This is a genomic window from Burkholderia aenigmatica, assembly GCF_902499175.1.
In the GTDB taxonomy this organism is placed as follows: domain Bacteria; phylum Pseudomonadota; class Gammaproteobacteria; order Burkholderiales; family Burkholderiaceae; genus Burkholderia; species Burkholderia aenigmatica.
Map to the genome: position 1 here is coordinate 41486 of NZ_CABVQC010000020.1, position 23531 is coordinate 65016.

General features: G+C 65.5%; 20 protein-coding genes. 15 read left to right on the plus strand and 5 right to left on the minus strand.

Annotation, left to right across the window (positions count from 1 at the left end; translation table 11 throughout):
• Positions 1-90: 90 nt before the first annotated feature.
• From BDO18943_RS16185 to infA, 5 genes are all read left to right on the plus strand, one after another.
• Positions 91-1062 carry a WD40/YVTN/BNR-like repeat-containing protein gene (locus tag BDO18943_RS16185; protein WP_175023262.1) on the plus strand — a complete coding sequence of 324 codons (972 nt, stop codon included), beginning with the start codon at positions 91-93 and terminating at the stop codon, positions 1060-1062.
• Between the two features lie 65 nt (positions 1063-1127).
• Positions 1128-3590, plus strand: a complete 2463-nt coding sequence (locus tag BDO18943_RS16190; protein ID WP_175023263.1) for an efflux RND transporter permease subunit — start codon at positions 1128-1130, stop codon at positions 3588-3590.
• Positions 3591-3657: 67 nt separating this feature from the next.
• On the plus strand, positions 3658-4737 hold the full coding sequence (locus BDO18943_RS16195) for a Rieske 2Fe-2S domain-containing protein (protein ID WP_175023266.1): 1080 nt from the start codon (positions 3658-3660) through the stop codon (positions 4735-4737).
• 289 nt (positions 4738-5026) lie between these two features.
• On the plus strand, positions 5027-5230 hold the full coding sequence (locus BDO18943_RS16200) for a cold-shock protein (RefSeq protein ID WP_006483056.1): 204 nt from the start codon (positions 5027-5029) through the stop codon (positions 5228-5230).
• A gap of 460 nt (positions 5231-5690) precedes the next feature.
• Positions 5691-5954, plus strand: coding sequence for a translation initiation factor IF-1 (gene infA, locus BDO18943_RS16205; protein WP_011355053.1), 264 nt, complete (start codon positions 5691-5693; stop codon positions 5952-5954).
• A 168-nt stretch (positions 5955-6122) separates the two neighbouring features.
• Here the strand turns inward: infA and BDO18943_RS16210 are convergent, their stop codons facing one another.
• On the minus strand, positions 6123-6920 hold the full coding sequence (locus BDO18943_RS16210) for an alpha/beta fold hydrolase (RefSeq protein WP_175023268.1): 798 nt from the start codon (positions 6918-6920) through the stop codon (positions 6123-6125).
• 114 nt (positions 6921-7034) lie between these two features.
• Positions 7035-7814: an SDR family NAD(P)-dependent oxidoreductase gene (locus BDO18943_RS16215; RefSeq protein WP_175023270.1), complete on the minus strand. Its 780-nt coding sequence runs from the start codon at positions 7812-7814 to the stop codon at positions 7035-7037.
• A 167-nt stretch (positions 7815-7981) separates the two neighbouring features.
• On the opposite strand from BDO18943_RS16215, the gene BDO18943_RS16220 reads away from it, so the two are divergent.
• The 3 genes from BDO18943_RS16220 to BDO18943_RS16230 all read left to right on the plus strand — a co-directional run bounded on the left by BDO18943_RS16220 (position 7982) and on the right by BDO18943_RS16230 (position 10543).
• Entirely contained in the window at positions 7982-8881 is a 900-nt protein-coding gene (locus BDO18943_RS16220; protein ID WP_175023272.1) for an AraC family transcriptional regulator, read from the plus strand.
• Between the two features lie 169 nt (positions 8882-9050).
• Positions 9051-10298: an alkaline phosphatase family protein gene (locus tag BDO18943_RS16225; RefSeq protein WP_175023273.1), complete on the plus strand. Its 1248-nt coding sequence runs from the start codon at positions 9051-9053 to the stop codon at positions 10296-10298.
• Positions 10295-10543 carry a hypothetical protein gene (locus BDO18943_RS16230; protein ID WP_175023275.1) on the plus strand — a complete coding sequence of 83 codons (249 nt, stop codon included), beginning with the start codon at positions 10295-10297 and terminating at the stop codon, positions 10541-10543. The genes BDO18943_RS16225 and BDO18943_RS16230 overlap by 4 nt, the downstream gene beginning before the upstream one ends.
• A 77-nt stretch (positions 10544-10620) precedes the next feature.
• Here the strand turns inward: BDO18943_RS16230 and BDO18943_RS16235 are convergent, their stop codons facing one another.
• Positions 10621-12009, minus strand: a complete 1389-nt coding sequence (locus tag BDO18943_RS16235) for an MFS transporter (protein ID WP_175023277.1) — start codon at positions 12007-12009, stop codon at positions 10621-10623.
• Positions 12010-13257: 1248 nt separating this feature from the next.
• Between BDO18943_RS16235 and BDO18943_RS16240 the strand changes: the two genes are divergently transcribed.
• Genes BDO18943_RS16240 through BDO18943_RS16270 form a run of 7 tightly spaced genes read left to right on the plus strand, consistent with a single transcriptional unit; the run spans position 13258 to position 21463 of the window.
• Entirely contained in the window at positions 13258-14511 is a 1254-nt protein-coding gene (locus BDO18943_RS16240; RefSeq protein WP_175023279.1) for a hypothetical protein, read from the plus strand.
• Positions 14508-15716 (plus strand): 7-cyano-7-deazaguanine synthase, encoded by a 1209-nt coding sequence (locus BDO18943_RS16245; protein WP_175023281.1) that lies wholly within the window; start codon positions 14508-14510, stop codon positions 15714-15716. Before BDO18943_RS16240 ends, BDO18943_RS16245 begins: the two co-directional genes overlap by 4 nt.
• Positions 15709-16923: an alpha/beta hydrolase family protein gene (locus BDO18943_RS16250; protein ID WP_175023283.1), complete on the plus strand. Its 1215-nt coding sequence runs from the start codon at positions 15709-15711 to the stop codon at positions 16921-16923. The genes BDO18943_RS16245 and BDO18943_RS16250 overlap by 8 nt, the downstream gene beginning before the upstream one ends.
• A gap of 60 nt (positions 16924-16983) precedes the next feature.
• Entirely contained in the window at positions 16984-17931 is a 948-nt protein-coding gene (locus BDO18943_RS16255; protein WP_175023285.1) for an HlyD family secretion protein, read from the plus strand.
• The gene (locus BDO18943_RS16260; RefSeq protein ID WP_175023287.1) at positions 17928-18854 is read left to right on the plus strand and encodes an ABC transporter ATP-binding protein; all 927 of its coding nucleotides are present in this window, start codon (positions 17928-17930) and stop codon (positions 18852-18854) included. The genes BDO18943_RS16255 and BDO18943_RS16260 overlap by 4 nt, the downstream gene beginning before the upstream one ends.
• 2 nt (positions 18855-18856) lie before the next feature.
• A complete protein-coding gene (locus BDO18943_RS16265; RefSeq protein ID WP_175023289.1) occupies positions 18857-19987 on the plus strand; it encodes an ABC transporter permease in 1131 nt (376 codons plus the stop codon).
• 6 nt (positions 19988-19993) lie between these two features.
• Positions 19994-21463 (plus strand): efflux transporter outer membrane subunit, encoded by a 1470-nt coding sequence (locus BDO18943_RS16270; RefSeq protein ID WP_175023291.1) that lies wholly within the window; start codon positions 19994-19996, stop codon positions 21461-21463.
• A 105-nt stretch (positions 21464-21568) separates the two neighbouring features.
• On the opposite strand, the gene dmpG is transcribed toward BDO18943_RS16270, so the two are convergent.
• Both dmpG and BDO18943_RS16280 read right to left on the minus strand, forming a co-directional pair.
• Positions 21569-22600, minus strand: coding sequence for a 4-hydroxy-2-oxovalerate aldolase (gene dmpG / locus BDO18943_RS16275; protein ID WP_059600523.1), 1032 nt, complete (start codon positions 22598-22600; stop codon positions 21569-21571).
• Between the two features lie 16 nt (positions 22601-22616).
• A complete protein-coding gene (locus tag BDO18943_RS16280; RefSeq protein WP_043186599.1) occupies positions 22617-23516 on the minus strand; it encodes an acetaldehyde dehydrogenase (acetylating) in 900 nt (299 codons plus the stop codon).
• Positions 23517-23531: the final 15 nt, after the last annotated feature.

Genomic DNA, 23531 nt, shown 5'->3' on the forward strand with positions numbered 1-23531 from the left:
GGCAACGACCGACGGCCCGGAGACTTGCAGGCGACGGCGGTGGGCGCCATGGCGTGAACCGTCGTCGAACGCAGACACAGGAGACAAGCGATGAAACGAACTTTGCCCGGACTCGCGATGTCGGCACTCGTGCTCGGCGCCGCGCTGTTCGCGTTTTCGCCGCGCCCGCTGCCGGCGTTCCCGGTCACCGCGATCCATGCGGATCGCCTGCAGATCAACGGGCTGGCGAAGGCCGGCGCGCGCATCGTCGCGGTCGGCGAGCGCGGCGTGATCCTGCTCAGCGACGACGCGGGCGCGCACTGGCGACCGGCGTCGGTCACGCCCGACCAGGGCTCGACGCTCACGCAGGTGCGCTTCGTCACGCCGACGCTCGGGATCGCGGTCGGCCACGACGGCCGGATCGTCCGCAGCGACGACGCCGGCGCGCACTGGCGCGAGGTGTACATGGATCACGCGCATTCCGATCCGTTGCTGTCGATCTGGGGCACGGCCGACGGCCCGCTGTTCGCGGCCGGCAGCTTCGGCGAGCTGCTGCGCTCGGACGATGCGGGCCTCGATTGGCAGACCGTGAAGACGCCGGCCGGCGACCGCCACCTGAACGCGATCGTCGGCGACGGCCACGGCAGCCTGCTGATCGCGGGCGAGAGCGGCACGCTGCTGCGTTCGACCGACAACGGCGCGACCTGGGACAAGCTGCCGCCGCCGTACGCCGGTTCGCTGTTCGGCGCGCTGATGCTCGCGAACGGCGACTGGGTCGCCTACGGGATGCGCGGCAACGTCGTGCGCAGCACCGATCGCGGCGCGACCTGGACGCACGTCGACAGCCATGTACCAGTGTCGTACTTCGGCGCAACGCAGCTCACCGACGGCGAGCTCGTGCTGGTCGGGCAGGGTGGCGCGATCGTCGCGTCGCGCGACGGCGGGCTGACCTTCGACGTGCGCAAGCTCGGTGGCGTGCAGAGCCTCGCGGCCGTACTCGACATGGGCCACGGCGCGCTGCTGCTCGGCGGCGAGGCCGGCGTCGCGCCGCTCGCCGGCTTGCTTGCCGCCAGGCCGTCCTGACGCGCGGCGGTCCTGCTGCCTGCTTCCGTTCATTTCGCATCGTCCGCATCGACAAGAGAATTCCCATGAACGACCTGTCACGTCCCCCTGAAGCCGTTCCTGCGTCGCGCCTCGCCGCGTTCGTCGAGCGCTGCGCCGACACCATCATCCGCCGCCGCCGGCTGCTGCTGGTGCTGTGCGTCGCGGTGACGCTCGCGCTCGGCCTGTCCGCGACGCGCCTGAAGCTCGATCCGGGCTTCAACAAGATGATCCCGATGGAGCATCCGTACATGCAGGTGTTCGAGCGCTACGCGGGGGCATTCCCCGGCGCGAACACGATCCTCGTGAGCCTGCGCTGGAAGGGTGACGGCGACATCTACAACCAGACCTTCATGGACGCGCTGCGCCACGCGACCGACGACGTCTTCTTCATCCCCGGCGTGAACCGCTCGCGCGTGTTCTCGCTGTTCACGCCGAACGTCCACTACACCGAGGTGACCGAGGCGGGCTTTCGCGGCGACGTGGTCGTGCCGGGCCAGTTCTCGAGCGCGAACCCGGACGATCTCGCGAAGGTGCGCCGCAACGTCGCGCGCTCCGGGCAGATCGGCCGCCTCGTCGGCAACGACCTGAAATCGGCGCTGATCCGCGCGGAGCTGCGCGAGACCGATCCGGCCACCGGCAAGCGGCTCGACTACAGCGCGGTCGCGCGCCAACTCGAGGAGATCCGCGCGAAATACGCGAAGCAGGGCATCGACGTGAACATCATCGGCTTCGCGAAGCTGGTCGGCGACGTCGAGAACGGCATCGCGGGCGTGATGGCGTTCTTCGCGCTCGCGTTCCTCGTGACGGCCGCGCTGCTGTTCGCCTACACGCGTTCGTTGAAGACCACCGTACTGGCGCTCGTCGTCGCGCTGCTGCCGGTCGTGTGGCTGCTCGGCGCGCTGCCGCTGCTCGGGCTCGGCATCGATCCGATGTCGATCCTCGTGCCGTTCCTGATCTTCTCGATCGGCGTGTCGCACGCGGTGCAGATGACCAATGCGTGGAAGCAGGCGCTGGTGCGCGGCGCATCGTCGGCCGATGCCGCGCGCGACGCGTTCCGCAAGCTGTTCGTGCCGGGCACGGTCGCGCTGCTGACCAACGCGCTCGGCTTCATGGTGATCATGCGGATCCGGATCGACATCGTGCGCGAGCTCGGCATCACCGCGTGCCTCGGCGTGCTGCTGATGATCGTCACGAACAAGGTGTTCCTGCCGATCCTGCTGTCGTACACGCGCCTCGAACGCGGCACGCTGGCCCGCGCGCAGCGCACGGCGGCGGCCGGCGGTAGCGGGAAGTGGGCGCGTTTCGCGGTGTTCGCGCGGCCGGCGCCCGCACTCGGCGTGTTCGCGGTGGCGCTCGCGCTGCTCGCGTACGGCACGCTCGAATCGCGCAAGCTGGAGATCGGCGACATCGGCACCGGCGCGCCCGAACTGCGCACGAACTCGCGCTACAACGTCGACAACGCGGCGATCACGCACCAGTACAACATCGGCGTGGACGTGCTGTCGGTGATCGTCGAGACGACCGGCTTCGACGACGCGTGCCTGCATTACCCGGTGATGAGCGCGATCGAGAAGTTCGAGATGAACATGCGCGGCGTGGCCGGCGTGCAGTCGGTGACGAGCGTGGCGTCGCAGGGCAAGGTGTTCATCGCTGCGTTCAACGAGGGCAATCCGCGCTGGGCCGCGCTGCCGCGCTCCAGCGACGGGCTCACGCAGGGTTCCAACGCGTTCGATCCCGACAACGGGATGAACACCGCGAACTGCAAGGCGATCCAGGTGCTGATCTACACGCAGAACCACGAAGGCACGACCATCGCGCACATCGTCGACGAGATCAAGCGCTTCGCGGCCGAGAACCCGACGCCGAACGTCGCGTTCCGGCTCGCGGGCGGCAACGTCGGCGTGATGGCCGCGACCAACGAGGCCGTCGGCGACGCGGAGATCGCGATGCTGCTGTCGATCTTCGGCGCGATCGCGCTGCTGTGCGCGGTCACGTTCCGCTCGTGGCGCGCGGTGCTGTGCATCATCGTGCCGCTCACGCTCGTGTCGATCCTGTGCAACGCAGTGATGGCGCGGCTCGGCATCGGGCTGAAGGTCGCGACGCTGCCGGTGATCACGCTCGGCGTGGGCGTGGGTGTCGACTACGGGATCTACCTGTACGAGCGCTTGCAGCACGACATCCGCCACGGCGCGACGCTGCCCGACGCGTTCGCCGATGCAATGCGCCAGCGCGGTACGGCGGCGCTGTTCACGGCCGTCACGATGTTCATCGGCGTCGGCACGTGGGCGTTCTCCGCGCTGAAGTTCCAGGTCGACATGGGCGTGCTGCTCGCGTTCATGTTCCTCGTGAACCTGTTCGGCGCGGTATTCCTGCTGCCGGCGCTCGCCGCGTGGCTCGGCGTCGAGCGCGCCGAGCGCCGCGTGCTGCACAAGCAGCAGCCGTCGCCGGCGGCCCCGGCGCCGCTGAAGCCGTCGCCCGCGTTCGAACCCGGCAACCCGATGCGCTGACCGGCGCCCCCATTTCCCCCGCGCGCGGCCGGCCGCCGCGCGCTCTCCACAAGAGGAGTCAACCCACATGTCCGCACGCCCTTACAAGATCGAAGCCCAGCCGCTCGCGCAGCGCTATGCGCGTGGCTGGCACTGCCTCGGGCTTGCCCGCGACTTCAAGGACGGCAAGCCGCACACGCTGAACGCCTTCGGCCGCAAGCTCGCCGCGTTCGCCGATTCGACCGGCAAGGTCAACGTCGTCGACGCATACTGCCCGCACATGGGCGCCGACCTGAGCCTCGGCACGGTGCAGGGCGACCACCTCGTGTGCCCGTTCCACGGCTGGGCGTGGAGCGGCGAAGGGCAGTGCGCGTCGATCCCGTACTGCAAGCGGATCCCGCCGAAGGCGCGCATCGGCGCATGGCCGACCTGCGAGGAAAACAACCTGCTGTTCGTGTGGAACGACCCCGAAGGCAACGCGCCGCCGACGGAAGTCGCGATTCCGCGCCTCGACGTGTGCTTCTCCGATGAATGGTCGGACTGGGTCGTCGACAGGATGGTGATCCAGGCCAACTGCCGCGAACTGGTCGACAACATCTCGGACGTCGCGCACTTCGCGACCGTCCACCGCGCGCCGATCGACTATTTCGCGAACCTGTTCGAGGACCACAAGGCGACGCAGCTGATGGTCGGCCGCAGCGAGAAGCTCGGCGGCGACGCGCTGACCGCGCTGTCGACGTATTTCGGGCCGGCCGTGCACATCACGCAGATGACGGGGCAGAGCGGCGGGCAGCCGATCCACTCGGTGCTGCTGAACTGCCACGTGCCGATCGACATGAACAGCTTCGAGCTCCGCTACGGCGTGATCGTGAAGAAGGTGGCCGGGCTGTCCGACGCGCAGAACATGGAGATCGCGAACGCGTACGTGAAGGAAGCGCAGCGCGCGTTCTACGAGGATGTCGACATCTGGCACAGCAAGACGCGGATCGACAACCCGCTGCTGTGCGAAGGCGATGGCCCGCTGTACCAGATGCGCGACTGGTATTCGCAGTTCTATCTGGACGTGGCGGACGTGCGGCCGGCGAGCGTCGCGCGTAAGGCATTCGAAATGCGGATCCGGGAGGGCGCGGAACCGCCGGCGCTGCATCACGTGTTCGAGCCGCAGTAAAAGCCGGCTCGCGGAGCGAAAAAGGGGGCGTATCGAAACAGGCCCCGTCGGCCGGTAACACCCGCCGCATAAGGCGCACGCGGCGGGTGTGCTGGTGCGCCGCATCAAAATGACTTGACGAAACGGCCACTACCGCGTAGTGTCCATGACCGAAGTGTTCAAGAAGTTCGATTGCTCATCATTGGCCGCACTCCGTGCGGCGGTCGTTGGTCTCTCCCTCTTTTGATTCTTTCTGTGCCCGTCGAGGGCGCATGTTCAATTATTCGTCATTTGTATTAAGGAAGTAATTGTGGATACCGGTACCGTCAAGTGGTTCAACGAAACCAAGGGCTTTGGTTTCATCTCCCCTGACAACGGCGGCGACGATCTGTTCGCCCATTTCTCGGAAATTCGCGGCACGGGCTTCAAGACCCTGGCCGAAGGCCAGAAGGTCAGCTTCGAAGTGAAGCGCGGCCCGAAGGGTCTGCAAGCGTCGAACATCACGCCGCAGTAAGCCGCATCGGCAACGGCCGCCACACGGCGGCCGCTGCCGGATGGATTTGCGCGCAGGGCGCCGCTTTGGCGGCAGTCGGCGCGTTTCCGATGCGCACGACCGATGCATCGCGACATTCACGATGCATCGGTCGTGACGCCTCTTTCATCGCATGCCAGAATGGCGTGCGACGCAACGCCTTCGCAAAGCGCCTGCCGCTTAGCGAGCGCATCACCGCTTCAACCTGAGCAGACCGCCGCCATGCCGTTGCAGGCGCGGTCCCGACTTGCGCGGCGCTTCGTGCGCCGCCGCCACCGACCGCCTGAACGCCGCAACGCGCCGGGCTCCGATCGCAAGACAGGCCCATGGCCCGTCTGAACGAACCGATCCCCGGCAGCCTGCCGGCCGCCGTCCCGTTGTGGGCACGGCGCCGGGCAGATCGCCGCGGCCGCGGTCAATTACCTTGTCTGGAGGAATTGGTTTGGCAAAAGAAGAACTGCTGGAACTGGACGGAATCGTCGACGAAGTGCTGCCGGACAGCAAATACCGTGTCACGCTGGAAAACGGCGTCGTGGTCGGCGCGTACGCGTCGGGCCGCATGCGCAAGAACCACATCCGCATTCTCGCGGGCGACCGCGTGACGCTGGAACTGTCGGTCTATGACCTCACCAAGGGTCGTATCAACTTCCGTCACAAGGACGCGAATTCCCCGCGTCCGCCGCGAACCGGCCAGCCGCGCCGTTAAGCGGTAACGATCGGCGCGCCGCCGCGTGTCGATCGAATCCCGTCCGGCCGACGAGGCCGGACGAGCCGGGTGGACGACACCATCGCGTGCCGTCCACCGGTCGTCGCCGGCATCGTCATGCCGTGGCGGCCAATACCACCTTGACCGGCCGCCGCGCGTGCGCAACGCTCAGGCGGCCGCGTCCCGCAGGAAATCCTCGACGATCATCGCGAAGTACGGCGGACATTCCTGCATCGGGTAATGCCCGCAATTCGGCAGCGTCGCGAGCCGTGCGTTCGGATGCCACGCGAGGAACGTCGCCTGCATCGCCGCTTCGTCGAGCCCCGGATCCTTGTCGCCGACGATCACCAGGAAGCGGGTGTCGAGTCCGCGGATGTCGTCGACGAAATCCGTGCCAGTCAGCATGTCGAGATACGCGAGCCGGCAATCCGGCGCCACGCGCTCGCGGTTCTGCCGCAGCTTCACGTCGGCCCAGCGCGCCGACAATCCCCCCGTCACGAATCGCACGAGCCGGCGAAACGCATCTTCGTCGACGGCCGTGCGCGCGAAGAATGCGCGCGCGTCGTCGTTCAGGCGATTGCCGGCCGCCGACACCGGGCACACGGCGATTGCGCTCTTGATGCGCGACGGCGCGTCGGCGGCGAGCCGCTGGGTCGCCATGCCGGTCATCGAATGGCCGATCACGTGAAAGCGCTGCCAGCCGAGCCAATCCGCGAGCGCCAGGCAGTCGGCCGAGATCTCGTCGACGGTACAGGCGCCGGTCAGATGGATGGATTCGCCGTAGCCGCGCAGGTCGACGAACACGTACGTGAACGCCGTTTCGTCGAGATACGGCAGCAGCGCCGCGTAGTTCGTATGGTCGCCGAGCCAGTCGTGCATGACCATCACGCATTCGGGGCCGGTACCGTGCTGGAGGTAGCCGAGGCCGCTGTTCGGGCGGGAAGTGAGGGTGTCGATACGGTTCATTTCAAGGAGCTTCCTTTTGGTTGGAGGAACCAAAACGAAACGCCCTCCCGGCGGACCGGGAGGGCGTCTTGAAAGTGCATCGATCGTATCGGGCCGATCGGCGAAAGTCAACGATCAGAGCGCCATCCCGCCCGACACCTCGATGCGTTGCGCATTGACCCAGCGGTTGTCGTCCGACAGCAGCGACGCGATCATCGGCCCGATGTCGTCGGGCTCGCCCACGCGGCCGAGCGCCGTCCATTCTGCGACGCGCCGGTTCACCTCGGGGTTGTCGCGCACCATCCCGCCGCTGAAGTCGGTTGCCACCGCGCCCGGCGCGACGACGTTCACTGCGATGCGGCGCGGACCGAGCTCCTTCGCCAGGTAGCGCGTCAGCACCTCGACTGCCCCCTTCATCGACCCGTACGCCGCGCTGCCCGGCACGGCGACGCGCGTGAGGCCCGACGACACGTTCACGATGCGGCCGCCGTCGCGGATCAGCGGCAGCAGCGCTTGCGTGAGGAAGAACACGCCCTTGAAGTGCACGCGATAGAGCGCGTCGAGATCGGCTTCGGTCGTCTCGGCGATCGGCGCGTGATGCGACGTGCCCGCGTTGTTGACGAGGAAGTCGAACCGGTCGGCGCCCCAGCCCGAAAGCGTCTCGCGGAGTTGTTCTGCAAAGCGGTCGAACGTGGCGCTATCGCCGGTATCGAGCGGCAGCGCGATCGCCGCTTGCCCGGCGTCGGCGGTCAGCGCGACGACCTGGTCGGCTTCCGCGCGGTTCGCGCGATACGTGAAGATCGAGCGCACGCCGCGTTGCGCGAGATGAAGCACCGTATTGCGGCCAAGCCCACGGCTGCCGCCGGTGACGACGGCGATTTTCGGGGTGGAAGGGTTGGATTGTGCTGCTGCCATGCTGGGCTCCTGATCGAAGTCGGTGACGAACAGCGCCAAGCGTACGGTGGCGGCCGCCCCGGCTGAATGCCGGAACCGGCCGCGTTCTTGCCTGATCCTGCCCGGCCGCCCCGGAAGGCGCCGCGCCGCGTGTACCATCCGGACATCGGGATACGGAGGGTGGCTGCATGTCGGACGAACTGGTCGAACGTGTCGCGCGCCTGACGGATGCGCCGGGCGAAGAGAGCCCGTTCGCGACGGCGATCGACGGGCTGATCCTGCTGCGTTCGAACCGCGAGAAGCTGCCCGCGCCGCTGATCATGAAGCCGGCGCTGTGCGTCGTCGTGCAGGGCGCGAAGTGGACGACGTTCGGCGGGCGGCGTTACGACTACGGGCCCGGTCGTGCGCTCGTCGTCAGCGTCGAGATGCCGGCGACGAGCCGGATCGTCAAGGCCAGCGAGACCGAACCGTTCCTCGGCATCGTGCTCGAATTCGATCTCGCGATGATGCGTGAAGTACTCGAACGACTCGATGCGCCGCCGCCGCAACCGGCCGGCGCGATCGGTCATGGCGTCTGCGTGACCGATTTCGGCGGGTCGCTCGCCGATTGTGTGCTGCGGATGATGCGGCTGCTCGATACGCCGGCCGCGATTCCTGTCGTCGCGCCGCTCGTGATGCGGGAGATCTGCTATTGGCTGCTCGCGGGGCCGCACGGCGGCGAAGTTTCGCGCGTCGTGTTCGCCAATGGCCATGCACAGCGCGTCGTCGCGGCGATCCATGCGCTGCGTGGCCAGTTTGCCGAGGCGATCCGCGTCGAGGATCTCGCCGCCGTCGCGCAGATGAGCCCGTCGGCGTTCCATCGGCAATTCAAGGCGCTCACGTCGATGACGCCGCTGCAGTACCAGAAGCAGTTGCGCCTGCTGGAAGCGCGCCACCTGATGGTGACGGGCGCGGCGAACGCGGAAACGGCCGCGTATCGCGTCGGCTACGAAAGCGCGTCGCAGTTCAGCCGCGAATACGCGCGGATGTTCGGTGCGCCGCCGCGGCGCGATGTCGTCACGCTGAAAACCGCGCCGGCCGACGGCTGAACGCCCAGGCCGCAACGCGGTTCGCGTGCAGCTTTACGCGCGGGCCGGCGCGGTCGTACACTCGTCGGCAATTCGCGGCCCGCGCCACGGCTTTCAATCCCTTCAGTGGCTTTCAGCGGGCCAGCGACCGTGCCAGCAGGACTTTCGTCGCGCGACGCCAGGAGGCGCCATGAGTGCAGACGCAGCCCCCGCATCCCCGTCGGTTCAGGACCGCATTCAGCACGTGTTCGTGCTGATGCTCGAGAACCGTTCCTTCGATCACCTGTTCGCGCTGTCGGGCTACCCCGACATCGTCGCCGCGTCGCCGGGCAACAGCAACGCGTATGGCGGCGCGGTCTATCCGTTCGGCGGCGGTGCGCCCGACCGGATGCCGACCGATCCGTGCCACGAATTCACCGACGTGCTCGAGCAGCTTTGCGGTGCGGGCGTGCCGTTCGTGAAAGGGCAGCCGTATCCGCCGGTCGGCAATACGGGATTCGTGTCGAACTACGCGACCTCGCATGATGAAGGCACGCCGCCGCAGCCGGCCGATGCGGGCAAGATCATGCAGGGCGTCGACATCGCGACGCAGGCGCCGTCGCTGTCCGCGCTCGCGAACGCGTTCGTGCTGTGCGACGCATGGCATGCGTCGATGCCGGGGCCGACCTGGCCGAACCGCTTTTTCCTGCACGGCGCGTCGTCGGCCGGGCTCGATCACTCGCCGACCAAGGAAGAAATGGCCGGGTGGGATGCGTTCGACGGCTTTCCGTATCCGAAGGGTTCGATCTTCGCCGCGCTCGGCGACGACAACTGGCGCATCTACCAGGACCAGACGGGCGATCCGCTCGGCCACGTGCCGCAGGTCGCGTCGCTGAAGGGCATCAGCTTCTTCGACGTCGACGATCTCGCGCATTTCGAGGCCGATCTCGCGGCCGGCTATACGGCGCGCTATACGTTCATCGAGCCCGGTTACGGCGACATCGTGCACGGCACCTACCAGAACGGCAGCTCGCAACACCCGATGGACGGCCTTGCCGGCGGCGACCAGCTCGCCGCGCGCGTGTACAACGCGATCCGCAATTCGCCGGTGTGGAACAGCAGCCTGCTCGTGATCTGCTACGACGAGCATGGCGGCTTCTACGATTCGGTCAGGCCGGGCGCCGCACCGCCGCCGAACGATGGCGCGGCGGCGACGCTGAACGCGAGCGGCTTCGGGTTCGACCTGTACGGCGTGCGGGTGCCGGCGATCGTGATTTCGCCGTGGGTCGCGGCCGGGCAGGTCGACCATACGCCGTACGATCATGCGTCGGTTGCCGCGACGCTCGAGCGGCTGTTCGGCCTGGCGCCGCTGACCGACCGCGACCGTCTCGCGAACGACCTGCTGGCGCTCGTCACCACGACGTGCCGCAGCGACTGCCCGCAAAGGATCGGATCATGAGTACCACACCGGCCTTCGACCCGCGCGATGCGCTGCCCGTGCGCGACGGCACGAGCCTGATCGCGTATCTGCACATCCTGAAGAAAGCGCATGCGGCGCTGGTCGGCCATGACAAGGCCCATCAGCGTTTCAGCGAGGTCGTGACGCGCGGGCAGGCGCGGCAATACATCGAGGAACTGATGCCGTCGCTGCTGCAGGCGCGCGAAGCGCATCGGCGCAAGCGGCACGGCGCGAAGCATCGCTGACGGCCGGGGCGGTGCGCGGTCGGGGCGGCGTGAAGCCATGTCGGCATGGACAGGTGCATGAGCGAGGCCGCGACGCGTTATGCCGCCAGCCGGGCACGCTGCATGCTGAGTGCCGACACCGCGGCGCCGGCCAACTGAACGGCTGCGCCGGCGAACATCGCCGCACGCAAGCCGGCTGCACCGCCGTGCGCGGCCGCGAACAGCGTGCCGAGTACCGCGATGCCGAGCGTCGCGCCGGTCATGCGCGCGACGTTGACGAGCGCGCTCGCGGTGCCCGAACGCGCGGCGTCGACCGCCCCGACGGCGACCGTCATCAACGGCCCCGTCGCGATCCCCATGCCGAGCCCCGTCATCGCAAGCCCGAGTTCGGCGCCGAGCAGGCTCGACGAACCGGCCGACGCGCCGATCGCGCCGAGCCCGCTCGCGATCAGTCCGACCCCGCCGGCCGTCGTCGCACGTGAGCCGATGCGCTCGGACAGCGGCCCCGACCACGGCGATACGACGACGAACACGAGCGCCATCGGTAGCAGCGCGAGGCCCGCGCCGGTCGAATCGAGGCGGCCGGCGCCTTGCCAGTAGAGCGGCAGCAGGAACAGCACGCCGTACATTCCGAACGTCATGCCCGAGGTCGCGGCGATCGCGCCGCGAAACGCGCCGATCCGGAAGAGTTCGAGCGGCACGAGCGCGGCCGCGCCGTGACGCCGTTCGATCGACACGAATGTGGCGAACGCGGCGATCGCGACGCAGCCCGCGAGCACGCATGCGGCCGGCGAATCGCGGAACACGATCGCCGCATACGCCAGCGTGCCGAGCACGAGCGCGCCCGTGACTTGTGCGCCGACGTCGACGTGCCGGCCGCGCGGATCGGACGACTCGGGCACCGCCGGGATGGCAAGCAGCATCGCGGCGATGCTCAGCGGCACGACGACGAAGAAGATGCTGCGCCAGCCGAAGTGCCGGATCAGCACGCCGCCGAGTGTCGGGCCGATCGCCATCGCCGCGCCGTTGCAGGCGGCCCAGATGCCGAGTGCGCGGCCACGCTCGACCGGGTCGCGCCACACCACCCGCACGATCGCGAGCGACGCCGGGAGCAGCAGCGCGGCGCCGACGCCGGCCAGTGCGCGGGCGGCGATCAGCACCGGCACCGAAGGCGCGAGCGCGCACAGCAGCGACGCGACGGTGAAGAGGGCCGTGCCCGCGATGAAGATGCGGCGCCGGCCGTGCAGGTCGGCGAGCAGCCCGCCGGTCAGCAGCAGCACCGCGTACGTGAGGTTGTAGCTGTCGACGACCCATTGCAATGCGCCGACGCCCGCGTGGAAATAGTCGCCGATCGCACGCGTCGCGAGATTCACGACGGCCGTGTCGACCTGCGCGACGAGGACGGCGAGGCAGAGGGTCAGCAGGGTCATGCCGCGCCGCTTGACGACGCGGCCGGCGAGCGCGGAAAGTTCTCCGGTGTGAGCCATGGGCGGTGTTCTTGAGCGGACGATCATGCGAGCTTAAGCGCCGCCTGCTGCCAGCGTGGTGTCAGCAGGGCAAGGGCAGCCGACGCGCAATCGGCATGCATGTATGCTCGGTGCGCGGAGCAGGAACAACGGGCCTTGAGCCCCCGGTTCTCGCCTGATTCAACCAACCCGCGCAAATAGCCGCCGACGGCCTCCCGTCAATCGCCGGCGCACTCGCATCGATGGCGGGGTCGCATTGCAGCGCCGCGACGCCATACTGCAACGGGACCACGCAATGCACGATTGCCTGGATGAGTTTGGTCTACCGTGTCACACCCATTTTCGAGAACGCCGCACGCAAATGCGAACGCGCGGGGCTATGGCGGATCGGCATCGTTTCGGCTGCATTCTGCAGCGACAACGCTTGCGTCAGATGCAGCACGAGCGATGCCTCGCGGCGGGTTCAGCTTGAACATGGCCTGCAGCGTCTCGTCCGAGACCTGCGGCCGGCAATCGGAATCGCGTCCCCAGGAAGACGGGTGCGGCGCTTGCGGCCCGCTTGCTCGTCGATCGGCGGCGGCCGCACGAGCGGCCCAGCCGTGCGCGTCCGGCGCGTCGCGGACCAGCGCGTGCACCGTCCGCGGGTTCGCGGCGCCGTCGCACGCTAGCCAGCCGTCGGCAAAGCGCGAGCCTCCACGTTTTTTAATCGGGACGGTCGGATTGGCCGTCGCGGAGCAGGCGTCGGCACGACCAGTGGGCCGGAACGATTGCCGTTGCGATCCCGAAAACCATTCCGCTATCGGATTGATGAATTCGCTCGCTTTATCGCTATCAGCATACTAAGAGCACTGTCGGCAATGCGGAATTGCGATGACCAGCTCCGCATGTCGCCAAGTTTTCGAAGCTGGCCATGGAGTTCATTCGGCTGAGGGTTTCTATTTAGTACGTGTCCTAGTGCTCATTTTGTTTCAAATTGAAAATTACCGATTAAATCTAAAAATTAAAATAAAATTCGCCGATTCGTGCATTGACGCATTGCTTCCTCGAAAATAGAATCCATCGCCAATCTAGGAAGTTTTTGCTTCGTCCGGGGTTTCCCTTCCCTGCATCGCACGTCTCAATTGACGATGGCGAGCCGCTCCGCCTTGCGGATTTTTCCCTGGTTGAATCGTATTCGGATTATCGGTTTATTACGTCTGATCGAATTGATGGATTAATTCTGGATGGATTTGTCGTGCCCATTCAAATTTTAATGATGGAGGCGCACCAATGGATGCAAGAAAAGAATCCCGGGCTGCAACGGCATCGAATGTCTATTTTGGTCCTTCCGCGCAGAGAAAATGGCTGAGGCGCGGTGCGCCGCGCGACGTGGACGTCGTTCTGCTGACTCATCCGCGCGATAGAGCCGATGTCGAGCGGATGTTTCCGTGGGCGGGAATGCTCGATGGCGACGCACTCGCTGATCTGCTGGACTGTCTGCAACCCGTCTACGGCGAGATCATCGAGGCGAAAGGCATCAACATCGGAATCCTCTTTTTGCCGATTCTCGCGGAAGACATGATCGATCCGAGAAAGCGTGCATCGAGTCGCAGTCGCATGGAGACGGAGGGATTGACCAAGGCGGCCGCGATGGGCGCACGACATGTCTGCCTGGGCGGGCTGACCGGGGCGCTGACGAATTACGGCCGCCGCATCGAAGCGCGTTCGAAGGAACTCGGTATCGAATTGACGACCGGCCATGCGGTGACGTCGGTCTCGATCGTCCGGCAGTTCGACAAGGCACTGTCCGAGTCGGGATTGAGCGGTGGCGATGCGGTCCTCGCCATCCTTGGCGTTGGCAGCGTGGGCGCGGGGGTGGCCAGGCTGCTGGCGCACTCGCCTCGGGCCACGCGACCCGCGGAGCTGATCCTCGTCGACACGCTGCAACAGCAGGACAGGGTTCGCGCGATTGCAGACGAAGTGATGGCATATTCATCGATGCGGGTATCGGTTGAGGTGCTTCCGACGCGTTACGCGTTGCCGGATGGCAGCCGCTGCTATCGCGATGCCAATGTAATCGTCAGTGCGGTCAGCACGCCGTCCATCCTCGATATCGACCTCGTGCGCGCCGGCACGATCCTGATCGACGACAGCCAGCCTTATTGCTGGGATCGCAACGCAGCGTGGGCGCGCGTGCAGGCACGTGGTGACATCCTTCCGTGTGATGCAGGGCTTGTCGATGCAGGTGCGACCGCATATCGGTCGTTCTTTCCGTTCGATTTCGCCGACGATGTCGGAAACGGCAGCGTCGTCTCATGGTCGTGCCTGGCCGAGGGGATGTTGCGCGCCAGCCTGCCGCAACTCGCAAGCAATATCGGCGAGGCGGATGTGGCACAACTGCTGGCCTACGAGCGCGCGTTCGATAAGGTGAAGTTCGGAATTCCGCCGCTCCAATGCGGAAGGCATGTGCTGGATGTGGCCGCTTTCCGCCGTTTTCTGCGCGATGCGGACGGATCGTCCGGCGAGCGAGGAGGCCGTTCGTGAAGACGATTCCGATTTATCGAGGATGCAACCGTTGCGGGATGCCGTTGCATTACGACGCGCTGATGAATGGCACCGACGTCGACAAGACCGTGGCGTCGGCGCTATGCGCACACTGTTCGCGCATGCAATCCGATCGGCGCCCCGAATACGAACGGGATGCCGATCACGAATGGTTGCTCGATGCGATTATTTCCAGCGCCCACGGCGAACGAACCTGGCGTCACAAGGCGCTCTCGGCGGCGAAACGCTTGCCGATTGTCGGTGACGGCAGTCTCAGGACGGCAGCCGCCATGCTCGATTCGATTCCGGCCCGCGAACCGCGTTCGACGTATTCCGCGATGGTGCTCTACAGCGGCGGGAAGGACAGCACCTACATGCTGGTTCAACTGGCGGAGAAAGGGTTGAATGTTTGCGCGTGGATGCTGGATCCCGGTTACCAGTCGCCGCAAACACTCGAGAGTGCGCGGCGCGTCACCGCCAAGCTCGGTATTCCGCTTGTGATCGAACGTCCGGATAAAGCGCTCACGGATGCGCTGTTCCGATCGGGATTTTCGATCGACGGGAATTCGGATGTCGATCTACAGAAGGGAGCCATGACGTACGGCTCCGCGTGCTGGCCGTGTTTTTCGCTGATCGCGGTCAGCGCGAGCGCCTTCGCGAATCGCCATCGCATTCCGCTCTGCTTCATCGGCACGCAGAAAGGGCAGAACCGGTTGAATCTGGAAGGTGCGGGCGTGTTGTCTGCGCAAGCGTTGCCGAAGGTCAACGATCTCGTCGCCAGGTTCGTGCAGCCGTTCCGCAAAGCGATCCCGGATCACGCGGCTTCGCTCGAAGCGGATCCCGACGACATCGGGTTTCCGACCGTGCTCGTGCCGTACTACGAACTCATGCGCAAGCCCGAGCGGGAGATCCAGATTGCGCATATCGAGCGATATGACTGGATCCTGCCGAAAAATACGGGCGCATGTAGTTCGAATTGCATGATCAACGAGTTGGGCCGGGCCGTCATGCGTTCGAGATTCGGTTTCGATCTGTATCAGGTCATTGACGCGAACGAACGTCGGCTCGGGTACGCCCCGGATCAGGCCGCCTCGGGCTTGCCCGATCCGGCCATCGTGCGTCTCGGCGCTACGATGCTCGGCTTGAGTGAGCAAGAGGCCGCCGAACTTGGCGTGAAGATTAGACAGGATAGTCACGATGCGTAATCTGAGCGAAACCGAGACCTATTCCTTTACCGATCACATTCTGAGCCGCGCCGTCTTCGCGCTGTCGCGCGTCGTGGGCGTGAAGAACATCACGCGGCCGTTCTGGAATCGCTGGCGGGCTGCACTGTTCGACCAGAACACGCTAGATCGCTTCCTCGCGGCGATGGACGGTCTTTCCGACTGGCCGACGAAAGGCATGGACTTCCTGCAAGCCGAGATTCGACGGGTCGAGGCGATGCTGCCCGGGGTGTCCGACGACGATGCCATTGCGCACTACCGGCGGTTGTCGTTCCTCGCCCATCTGGTCCAATGGGGCTGTCTGCCGCTTTCGGATGCGAAGACGATGGCCTATCGGCACTGTCGAGACTTCTATATCGAGGCCGAACGCCGGGCATTCGGCGCGCGATTCGCTCGTATGCGCATCGACTGGCAAGGCAAACCGATGTGGGCGAATCTGCATTTGCCGGAGCCGACGTTATCGTCGGGGCCGATTCCGTTAGTCGTGATCGTGCACGGCATGGACGACGTCAAGGAAGAGCATCTCGCGAGCGAGCTGTTGTTTTCCGAAGCGGGTTTTGCCGTGCTGTGCATCGACGGCCCGGGGCAAGGCGAAACTTTTCTGCTCGACGGCGCGACGTGGCCGTCGAACTTCGACGAGGCGATCGTCGCGGCCGTCGACGCGTTGAGCGACTATCCGGGGATTGACACGGAAGGGTATGCCGTTGCCGGTATCAGCTGGGGCGGCATGTGGGCTTACAAGATTGCAGCAGTCGACCCGCGTGTCGGCGCGATTCTCGATCTGGGCGGCCCGGTGGATGCGCGCGAATTCAACAAGTTACCTTTCTTCCTGAAAAGCAAGTTTTGCCAGATTCTCGGCATTGCGTCGCTCGACGAGGCCCGAGATTCGGTCGACCACTTCGCCATCCGCGACGTGACGATGCTCGGAAAGATTCGCGCCCGTGTCCACATCGTTCATGGCGGTCGCGATCCGCTTGTGTCGGTCGCAGACAAGACATGGCTGCGCGATACCCTGAGCGCGCTCGGGCGAACCGACGGCGTCCAGCTGACGCTGTTCGCCGATGGAGACCATTGCTGCACGCAATACGTGACGGAAATCCGGCGTGCTGCAGCCGCAGAGTTTTTCGATGCCTACACGCAGCGAATCGGCAGTCGCTGCCAGTCGGGCCATCGCTTGCCGACCGCATAAGCGTTCATCGCCTACAACCGCGCCACATTCGGTTCTTTCACTATGGAACGCATCACGATCATGCCCCGATGGGTCGGGTACGGCTTCGTTTGCGCGTGCTTCTTCGCCGCAGGCTGTACCAAGTCGCCTGAAACGTATCACGGCTATGTCGAAGGGCAGTTTTCCTATCTGTCGGCGCCATACTCGGGAAACCTGAAGACGTTGCGCGTGGCGCGCGGCGATCGTGTCGAAGCGGGTGCGGTCGTCTTCGAGATCGGCGCGCCGGACCTGGAACAGGCAATCAAGCGCCAGTATCACCAGTGGCAATCGTCGCTGAACGTACTCGGCGACCTGGAGCAGGGCAAGCGGTCATCTGAAATCGATACGGTGAAAGCACAGGTCGAACAGGCCCGGGCGAGCGCTGCCCTTTCAACGCAACGGCTCGCCCGTGCAGAAACCGACTACGCGATACAAGCGATCTCGCGCGATCAGCTCGAACGCGAACGTGCGGCAGCGCGGGTGGACAAAGCACGGGTCAGCGAGCTCGCCAGTCAGCTGAGGACGGCGCGTTTGCCGGCACGCGACGGTCAACTGCATTCGCAACGACAGACCTCCGACGCACAGCAGGCCGAATACGAGCGGCTGCAGACGCAATACCGGCAACTGTCGGTGGAGGCCCCCGGCAAGGGTGTCGCCGTCGATACGTTCTTCACGCCGGGCGAGTGGGTCGTCGCCGGCAACCCGGTGGTCAAGATTCTGGTCGATCGCAATACGAAGGTGCGCTTCTTCGTGCCTGAGGCCGCGCTGGCCAATTTACGCGTCGGTCGTGTCGTGAGAATCACGTGCGACGGCTGCGAGCGCGGCTATACGGCGACGATCAGCCATATCGCGTCGGACGCCGAATATACGCCGCCCGTCATCTACAGCAACGATGCGCGTTCGAAGCTGGTATTTCTCGTCGAGGCGCGGCCCGATACCGTTGCCGCGCGCGGGTTGCATCCCGGCCTGCCGATCGAGGTGAGGCCATGAATCATGTGATGCCGCTGATCGATGTGCGCGATCTGAACAAGCATTTCGGCACACGGCACGTCGTCAAGAACTTGAGCCTGCAGGTCGGCCGCGGCGAGATATTCGGCTTTCTGGGCCCGAACGGGAGCGGCAAGACGACCTCGTTGCGCATGATGTGCGGACTGCTGACGCCGGATTCCGGTAGCGGAACCTGCCTCGGATTCGACATCCTGACGCAATGCCGGGAGATCAAGCGACGAGTCGGCTACATGACGCAGCGTTTCTCGTACTGGGAAGACCTGACGGTGCGGGAGAACCTCGACTTCGTCGCGCGACTGTATGCGATCGACGCGCGAAAGGAGCGCGTCGCGCGGATCCTCGCCGAGATGGGCCTGGAGTCGCGCGCGAACCAGCTCGCCGGCTCGTTGTCGGGCGGCTGGAAGCAGCGCGTGGCGCTTGCCGCTGCGCTGTTGCAGTCGCCCGAACTACTGCTGCTCGACGAACCGACGGCCGGTGTCGACCCGGGCGTGCGCAGGGTGTTCTGGGAGGAACTGCACCGTCTGGCGGCCCGCGGCGTTTCGGTGCTCGTCAGCACGCACTATATGGACGAGGCCGAACGTTGCCACAAGCTGGCCTACATCGCGTACGGCACGCTGCTGGCACACGGCGAGGTCAGTGATCTCGTGCGGCGACACGCGCTCCATACCTGGTCGGTGTCAGGAGGCGATCTCGTCCGGCTGAACGACCGGCTCAAGGGCCGGCCGGGCGTCGAGCAGGTGATTGCGTTCGGTCGTGCGCTGCACGTATCGGGACACGACGAGGTCGTGCTCGCGGCGAGTCTCGCAGCCGTCTGCGGCGATGGTGTCGAGCTTCACAGAATCGCGACGAATATCGAGCACGTTTTCCTGCATTTGATGAAGGACGCACCCGGGGAGCCTCGCTGATCATGACCGGATTCTCGATTTCCCGCTGGTGGAGCATGGTGACGAAGGAATTCCTGCAGATCCGCCGCGATCGCGTCACGCTGGGGATGATCGCAGTGTTGCCGATCGTGCAGCTGGCGCTGTTCGGTTTTGCGATCAACAGCGATCCTAAGCATCTTCCGGCGATCGTGCTCGCCGACGACGCAAGCGAATTTTCGCGATCGCTCGTCGCCGGCATGCGCAATACAGGCTATTTCGATATCCAGGGCGGCCAGTTTTCCGAACGGGCGGCTCGTGACGCGCTGCAAAAGGGCACCGTGCAGTTCGTGGTGAGCGTGCCGTACGACTTCTCGCGACGACTGGTGCGCAACGAGCATCCGGAAATTCTGGTCGAGGCGGATGCGACCGATCCCGCTGCAACGGGAAATGCGATCGCCGCGTTCAATACGATGACGCAGACCGTGTTGAACAAGGATTTGACGGGAGCCCTGGCGACAACCGCGCCATCGCAAGCATTCTCGGCCCGCGTGCACAGGGTCTACAACCCGGCCGGCATAACGCAGTACAACATCATTCCCGGCTTGATGGGCGTCATCCTGTCGATGACGATGGTCATGATGACGAGTCTCGCCATCACGCGTGAACGTGAACGTGGAACGATCGAGAACATCCTCGCGTCGCCGGCAACCTCGATCGAGGTGATCAGCGGAAAGATCGTGCCGTACGTCCTGATCGGCCTTCTGCAGTGCACGATCATCCTGCTGGCGGCACGATTCGTATTCAGCGTGCCGTTTGAAGGCAATCCGGTGACGGTCTACTGCCTCGCGTCGTTGCTGATCGTCGCGAATCTGATGGTCGGCATCGCCATCTCGTCGGTCGCACGGAACCAGTTGCAGGCGATGCAGATGACGTTCTTCTATTTCCTGCCGAGCGTCCTGCTCTCCGGATTCATGTTCCCGTTTGCAGGCATGCCGAGCTGGGCGCGGCTGCTAGGCAACGGATTGCCATTGACTTATTTCAACCGGGCCATCCGGGGCGTCCTCCTGAAGGGGAGTGGATGGAACGAAGTATGGCCCGATGCCGCGACGATGACCGTTTTCGCGCTGGTTGCAATGACGGTCGGCCTGCTCGCTTACCGAACCACGCTCGATTGAACGACGATGGCACAACGAACACCTGTCGGCCGCCGTGCTCGCCGCACGATTGCGGTCCTGCCGATCGCGGTTGTCATTCTCGCGGTGCAGGGGTGCAGCCATCCCGCGTTTACCCCGCGATCCGCGAGCGAGCTGGCATTGCCTGCCACCTTCATGGGAATGAGCGCCGGGTCGACCGATCGCGATGACGCGACCGTGCACGGCGAACACGATCCGCGCTGGTGGCGGCGCTTTGGCTCCCCGGCGCTGGACGCACTCGTCGAGCAGGCGATGCAGGACAATCCGTCCATACGGAGCGCGGAGTCGCGGCTACTCGAAGCGACGAAGTATCTTGCGGGACAACACGGTGCCAGTCGCTATCCGCAGGTGGACGTCGGCGCGTCGGCCAAAAGGGAGCAGTTGAATACCGCAGCCGCCGGCCTGCCGATGATTCCGAACCCATCTCCGTTCATGCTGTACAACACGAACGTGAACGTCCGATACGACTTCGATTTGTTCGGCGCGCAGCGTCATCGGGTCGAAGCGAAACGGTATGAAGCCGCTCTGAGAAAGCATCAGGCCGACGCTGTACGCCTGACACTGGCCAGCAACATCATCGCTGCGGTGGTCCGGGAAGGGCGGCTGCGCGACGAAATCGAATTGAACGACGCCGTGTTGCGGAATCGGCAAGCGGTTCGGCAGATGCTGCGCGAACGGCATGAAATCGGCAGCGTCGCGTATCGGGAAACGATCGACGGCGATTCCGACGTCGATCGAATCGAAGCGGAACGGGCGGCATTGCACACGGAACTGCAGCAAATCCGGTTTCAACTCGCGGTCTACGCGGGCGTGCCGTCGCCCGAGTCGCTGCCGCGGTTTCGTTCGAGCGATTTGCAGTTGCCGCAAAACCTGCCGTCGATCGTTCCGTCGGAACTCGTGCGTCGACGGCCCGACATCCTCGCAGCGGAGTCGAGCCTGCATATTGCGGGCGAACTGGCCGGTGTCGCCACGGCAAACCTTTACCCGCGGATCGAACTGAGTGCGAGCATCGGGTCGTCGCCGCTGGTGCTCGGCCAGTTGTTCGCCGGCGGCACGACGATCTGGAATATCGGTGCCCAGCTCAGCGCACCGGTTTTTCACGGTGGAGAATTGCGTGCGGCGCGGGATGCGGCGGTCGCGGCTTACGATGCCACGTTCGAGGACTACCGGAAGGTCGTGCTGGGCGCGTTGCAGAGCGTCGCCGATGCGCTGACCGAAATCGATCGCGATGCAACCGCGCTGCAGGCCCGTAGCGCGGTCGCGCAACGGCAACAGACCGTTCTCGACATGACCCGGCGCCAGTTCGCGAACGGTAGTTCGGATCGGCTTCGTGTGCTGCGCGACGAGTATGCATACGACCTGGCGCGGCTCGAGGTAACGCGCGTTCGCGCGGCCAGGATGGCCAGTACGGTTTCGTTCTTTGCCGCCGTCGGTGGCGATGCGTATCGTCCGGATTGACTGCACGTACGCCGAACGGGACGCCGGAGTCGGCGACCGCCGGGGCGCTGGCCCGACTGCCCCGTCCCGCATAAATGCCGCGACGGGGCAGGGCAGGGACCCCCGTTACGCCGCCACCTCCCGCGCCCGCACCATCGTCAGCGCCGCGTCCTCGATCATGTCCTCCTGCCCGCCGACGAGCCGTTGCCGGCCCAGCTCGACGAGGATGTCGCGCGCGGGAATCCCGTACTTCGCTTCCGCGCGCTTCGCGAACAGCAGAAACGACGAGTAAACGCCCGCATAGCCGAGCGTCAGCGCATCACGGTCGAGGCGGATCGGCGCGTCCATGATCGGCACCACGAGATCCTCGGCAACATCCGAGATCGCGAACACGTCGACCCCTGTCTCGATCCCCATCCGGTCGCACACGGCAACGAACACTTCCATCGGCGTGTTGCCCGCACCGGCGCCGAGGCCGGCCGCGGCCGCGTCGATCCGGTTCGCGCCGGCGGCAACCGCTGCGACCGAGTTCGCGACACCCATCGCGAGGTTGTGATGGCCGTGGAAGCCGAGTTCCGTGTCCGGCTTCAGCGCGTCGCGCACCTGGCCGATCCGCGCGGTCACGTCGTCGGGCAGCATGTGGCCGGCCGAATCGGTGATGTAGATGCAGTTCGCGCCGTACGACTCCATCAGCTTTGCCTGCACGACGAGCTGCTCTGGCGACGACATGTGCGCCATCATCAGAAAGCCGACGGTATCGAGCCCGAGCGTACGCGCGAGGCCGATGTGCTGCTCCGACACGTCGGCCTCGGTGCAGTGCGTCGCGACGCGGATCGTGCCGACGCCGAGTTCGTGCGCCATGCGCAGATGCTCGACGGTGCCGATGCCCGGCAGCAGCAGCGCCGACACCTTTGCCTGCTTCAGCTCGGGAATCACGGCGCTCAGGTACGCCTCGTCGGTATGAGCGGGGAAACCGTAGTTGACCGACGCACCGCCGAGCCCGTCGCCGTGCGTGACCTCGATCAGCGGCACGCCGGCCGCGTCGAGCCCGCGCGCGATGTTGCGCATCTGGTCGAGCGTGATCTGGTGGCGCTTCGGGTGCATCCCGTCGCGCAGCGACATGTCGTGGACGGTGATCTTCTTGCCTGCAAGTGACATCGCGTGGCTCCTCAACTCAAGCGGTGGCGGCCGTCGCGGCCAGCATCTGTTCGGCGAAACGCTCGGCCGTGGCGGCCGCGGCGGCGGTCATGATGTCGAGGTTGCCCGCGTACTTCGGCAGGTAATCGCCGAGCCCTTCGACCTCCATGAAGACCGACACGCGATTGCCGTCGAACACCGGGCCGTTCTTCAGCGTGTAGCCGGGCACGTAGCGCTGCACTTCCTTGACCATCGCATGCACGGACGCGGTGATCGCGTCGACGTCGGGCGGGCCGTCGGTCAGGCAGTGGATCGTGTCGCGCATGATCAGCGGCGGCTCGGCCGGATTGATCACGATGATCGCCTTGCCCTTGCGTGCGCCGCCGACCTGTTCGATCGCGCCGGACGTCGTGCGCGTGAATTCGTCGATGTTCTTGCGCGTGCCGGGGCCGACCGAGCGCGACGAAACCGTCGCGACGATCTCGCCGTAAGCAACCGGCTGCACGCGCGATACCGCGTACACCATCGGGATCGTCGCCTGGCCGCCGCAGGTCACCATGTTCACGTTCGTCTGCGCGCTGTCGAGATGCGCATCGAGGTTCACCGGCGGCACGCAGTACGGCCCGATCGCGGCGGGCGTCAGGTCGATCATCTTCACGCCGAGGGCGGTGAGCTTGTCGGAGTTGTCGCGGTGCACGTACGCGGAGGTCGCATCGAACGCGATGCGGATGTCGTCGGCGGCCACGTGCGGCAGCAGCCCGTCGACACCTTGGTCGGTCGTTTTCAGGCCGAACTCGCGCGCTCGCGCGAGACCGTCGGAGGCCGGATCGACGCCGACCATCCACACGGGTTCGAGCACCGGCGAGCGGCGCAGCTTGTACAAAAGGTCGGTGCCGATGTTGCCGGGCCCGATCAGTGCGCATTTGATTTTCTTCATCAGGATTCCTTTTGT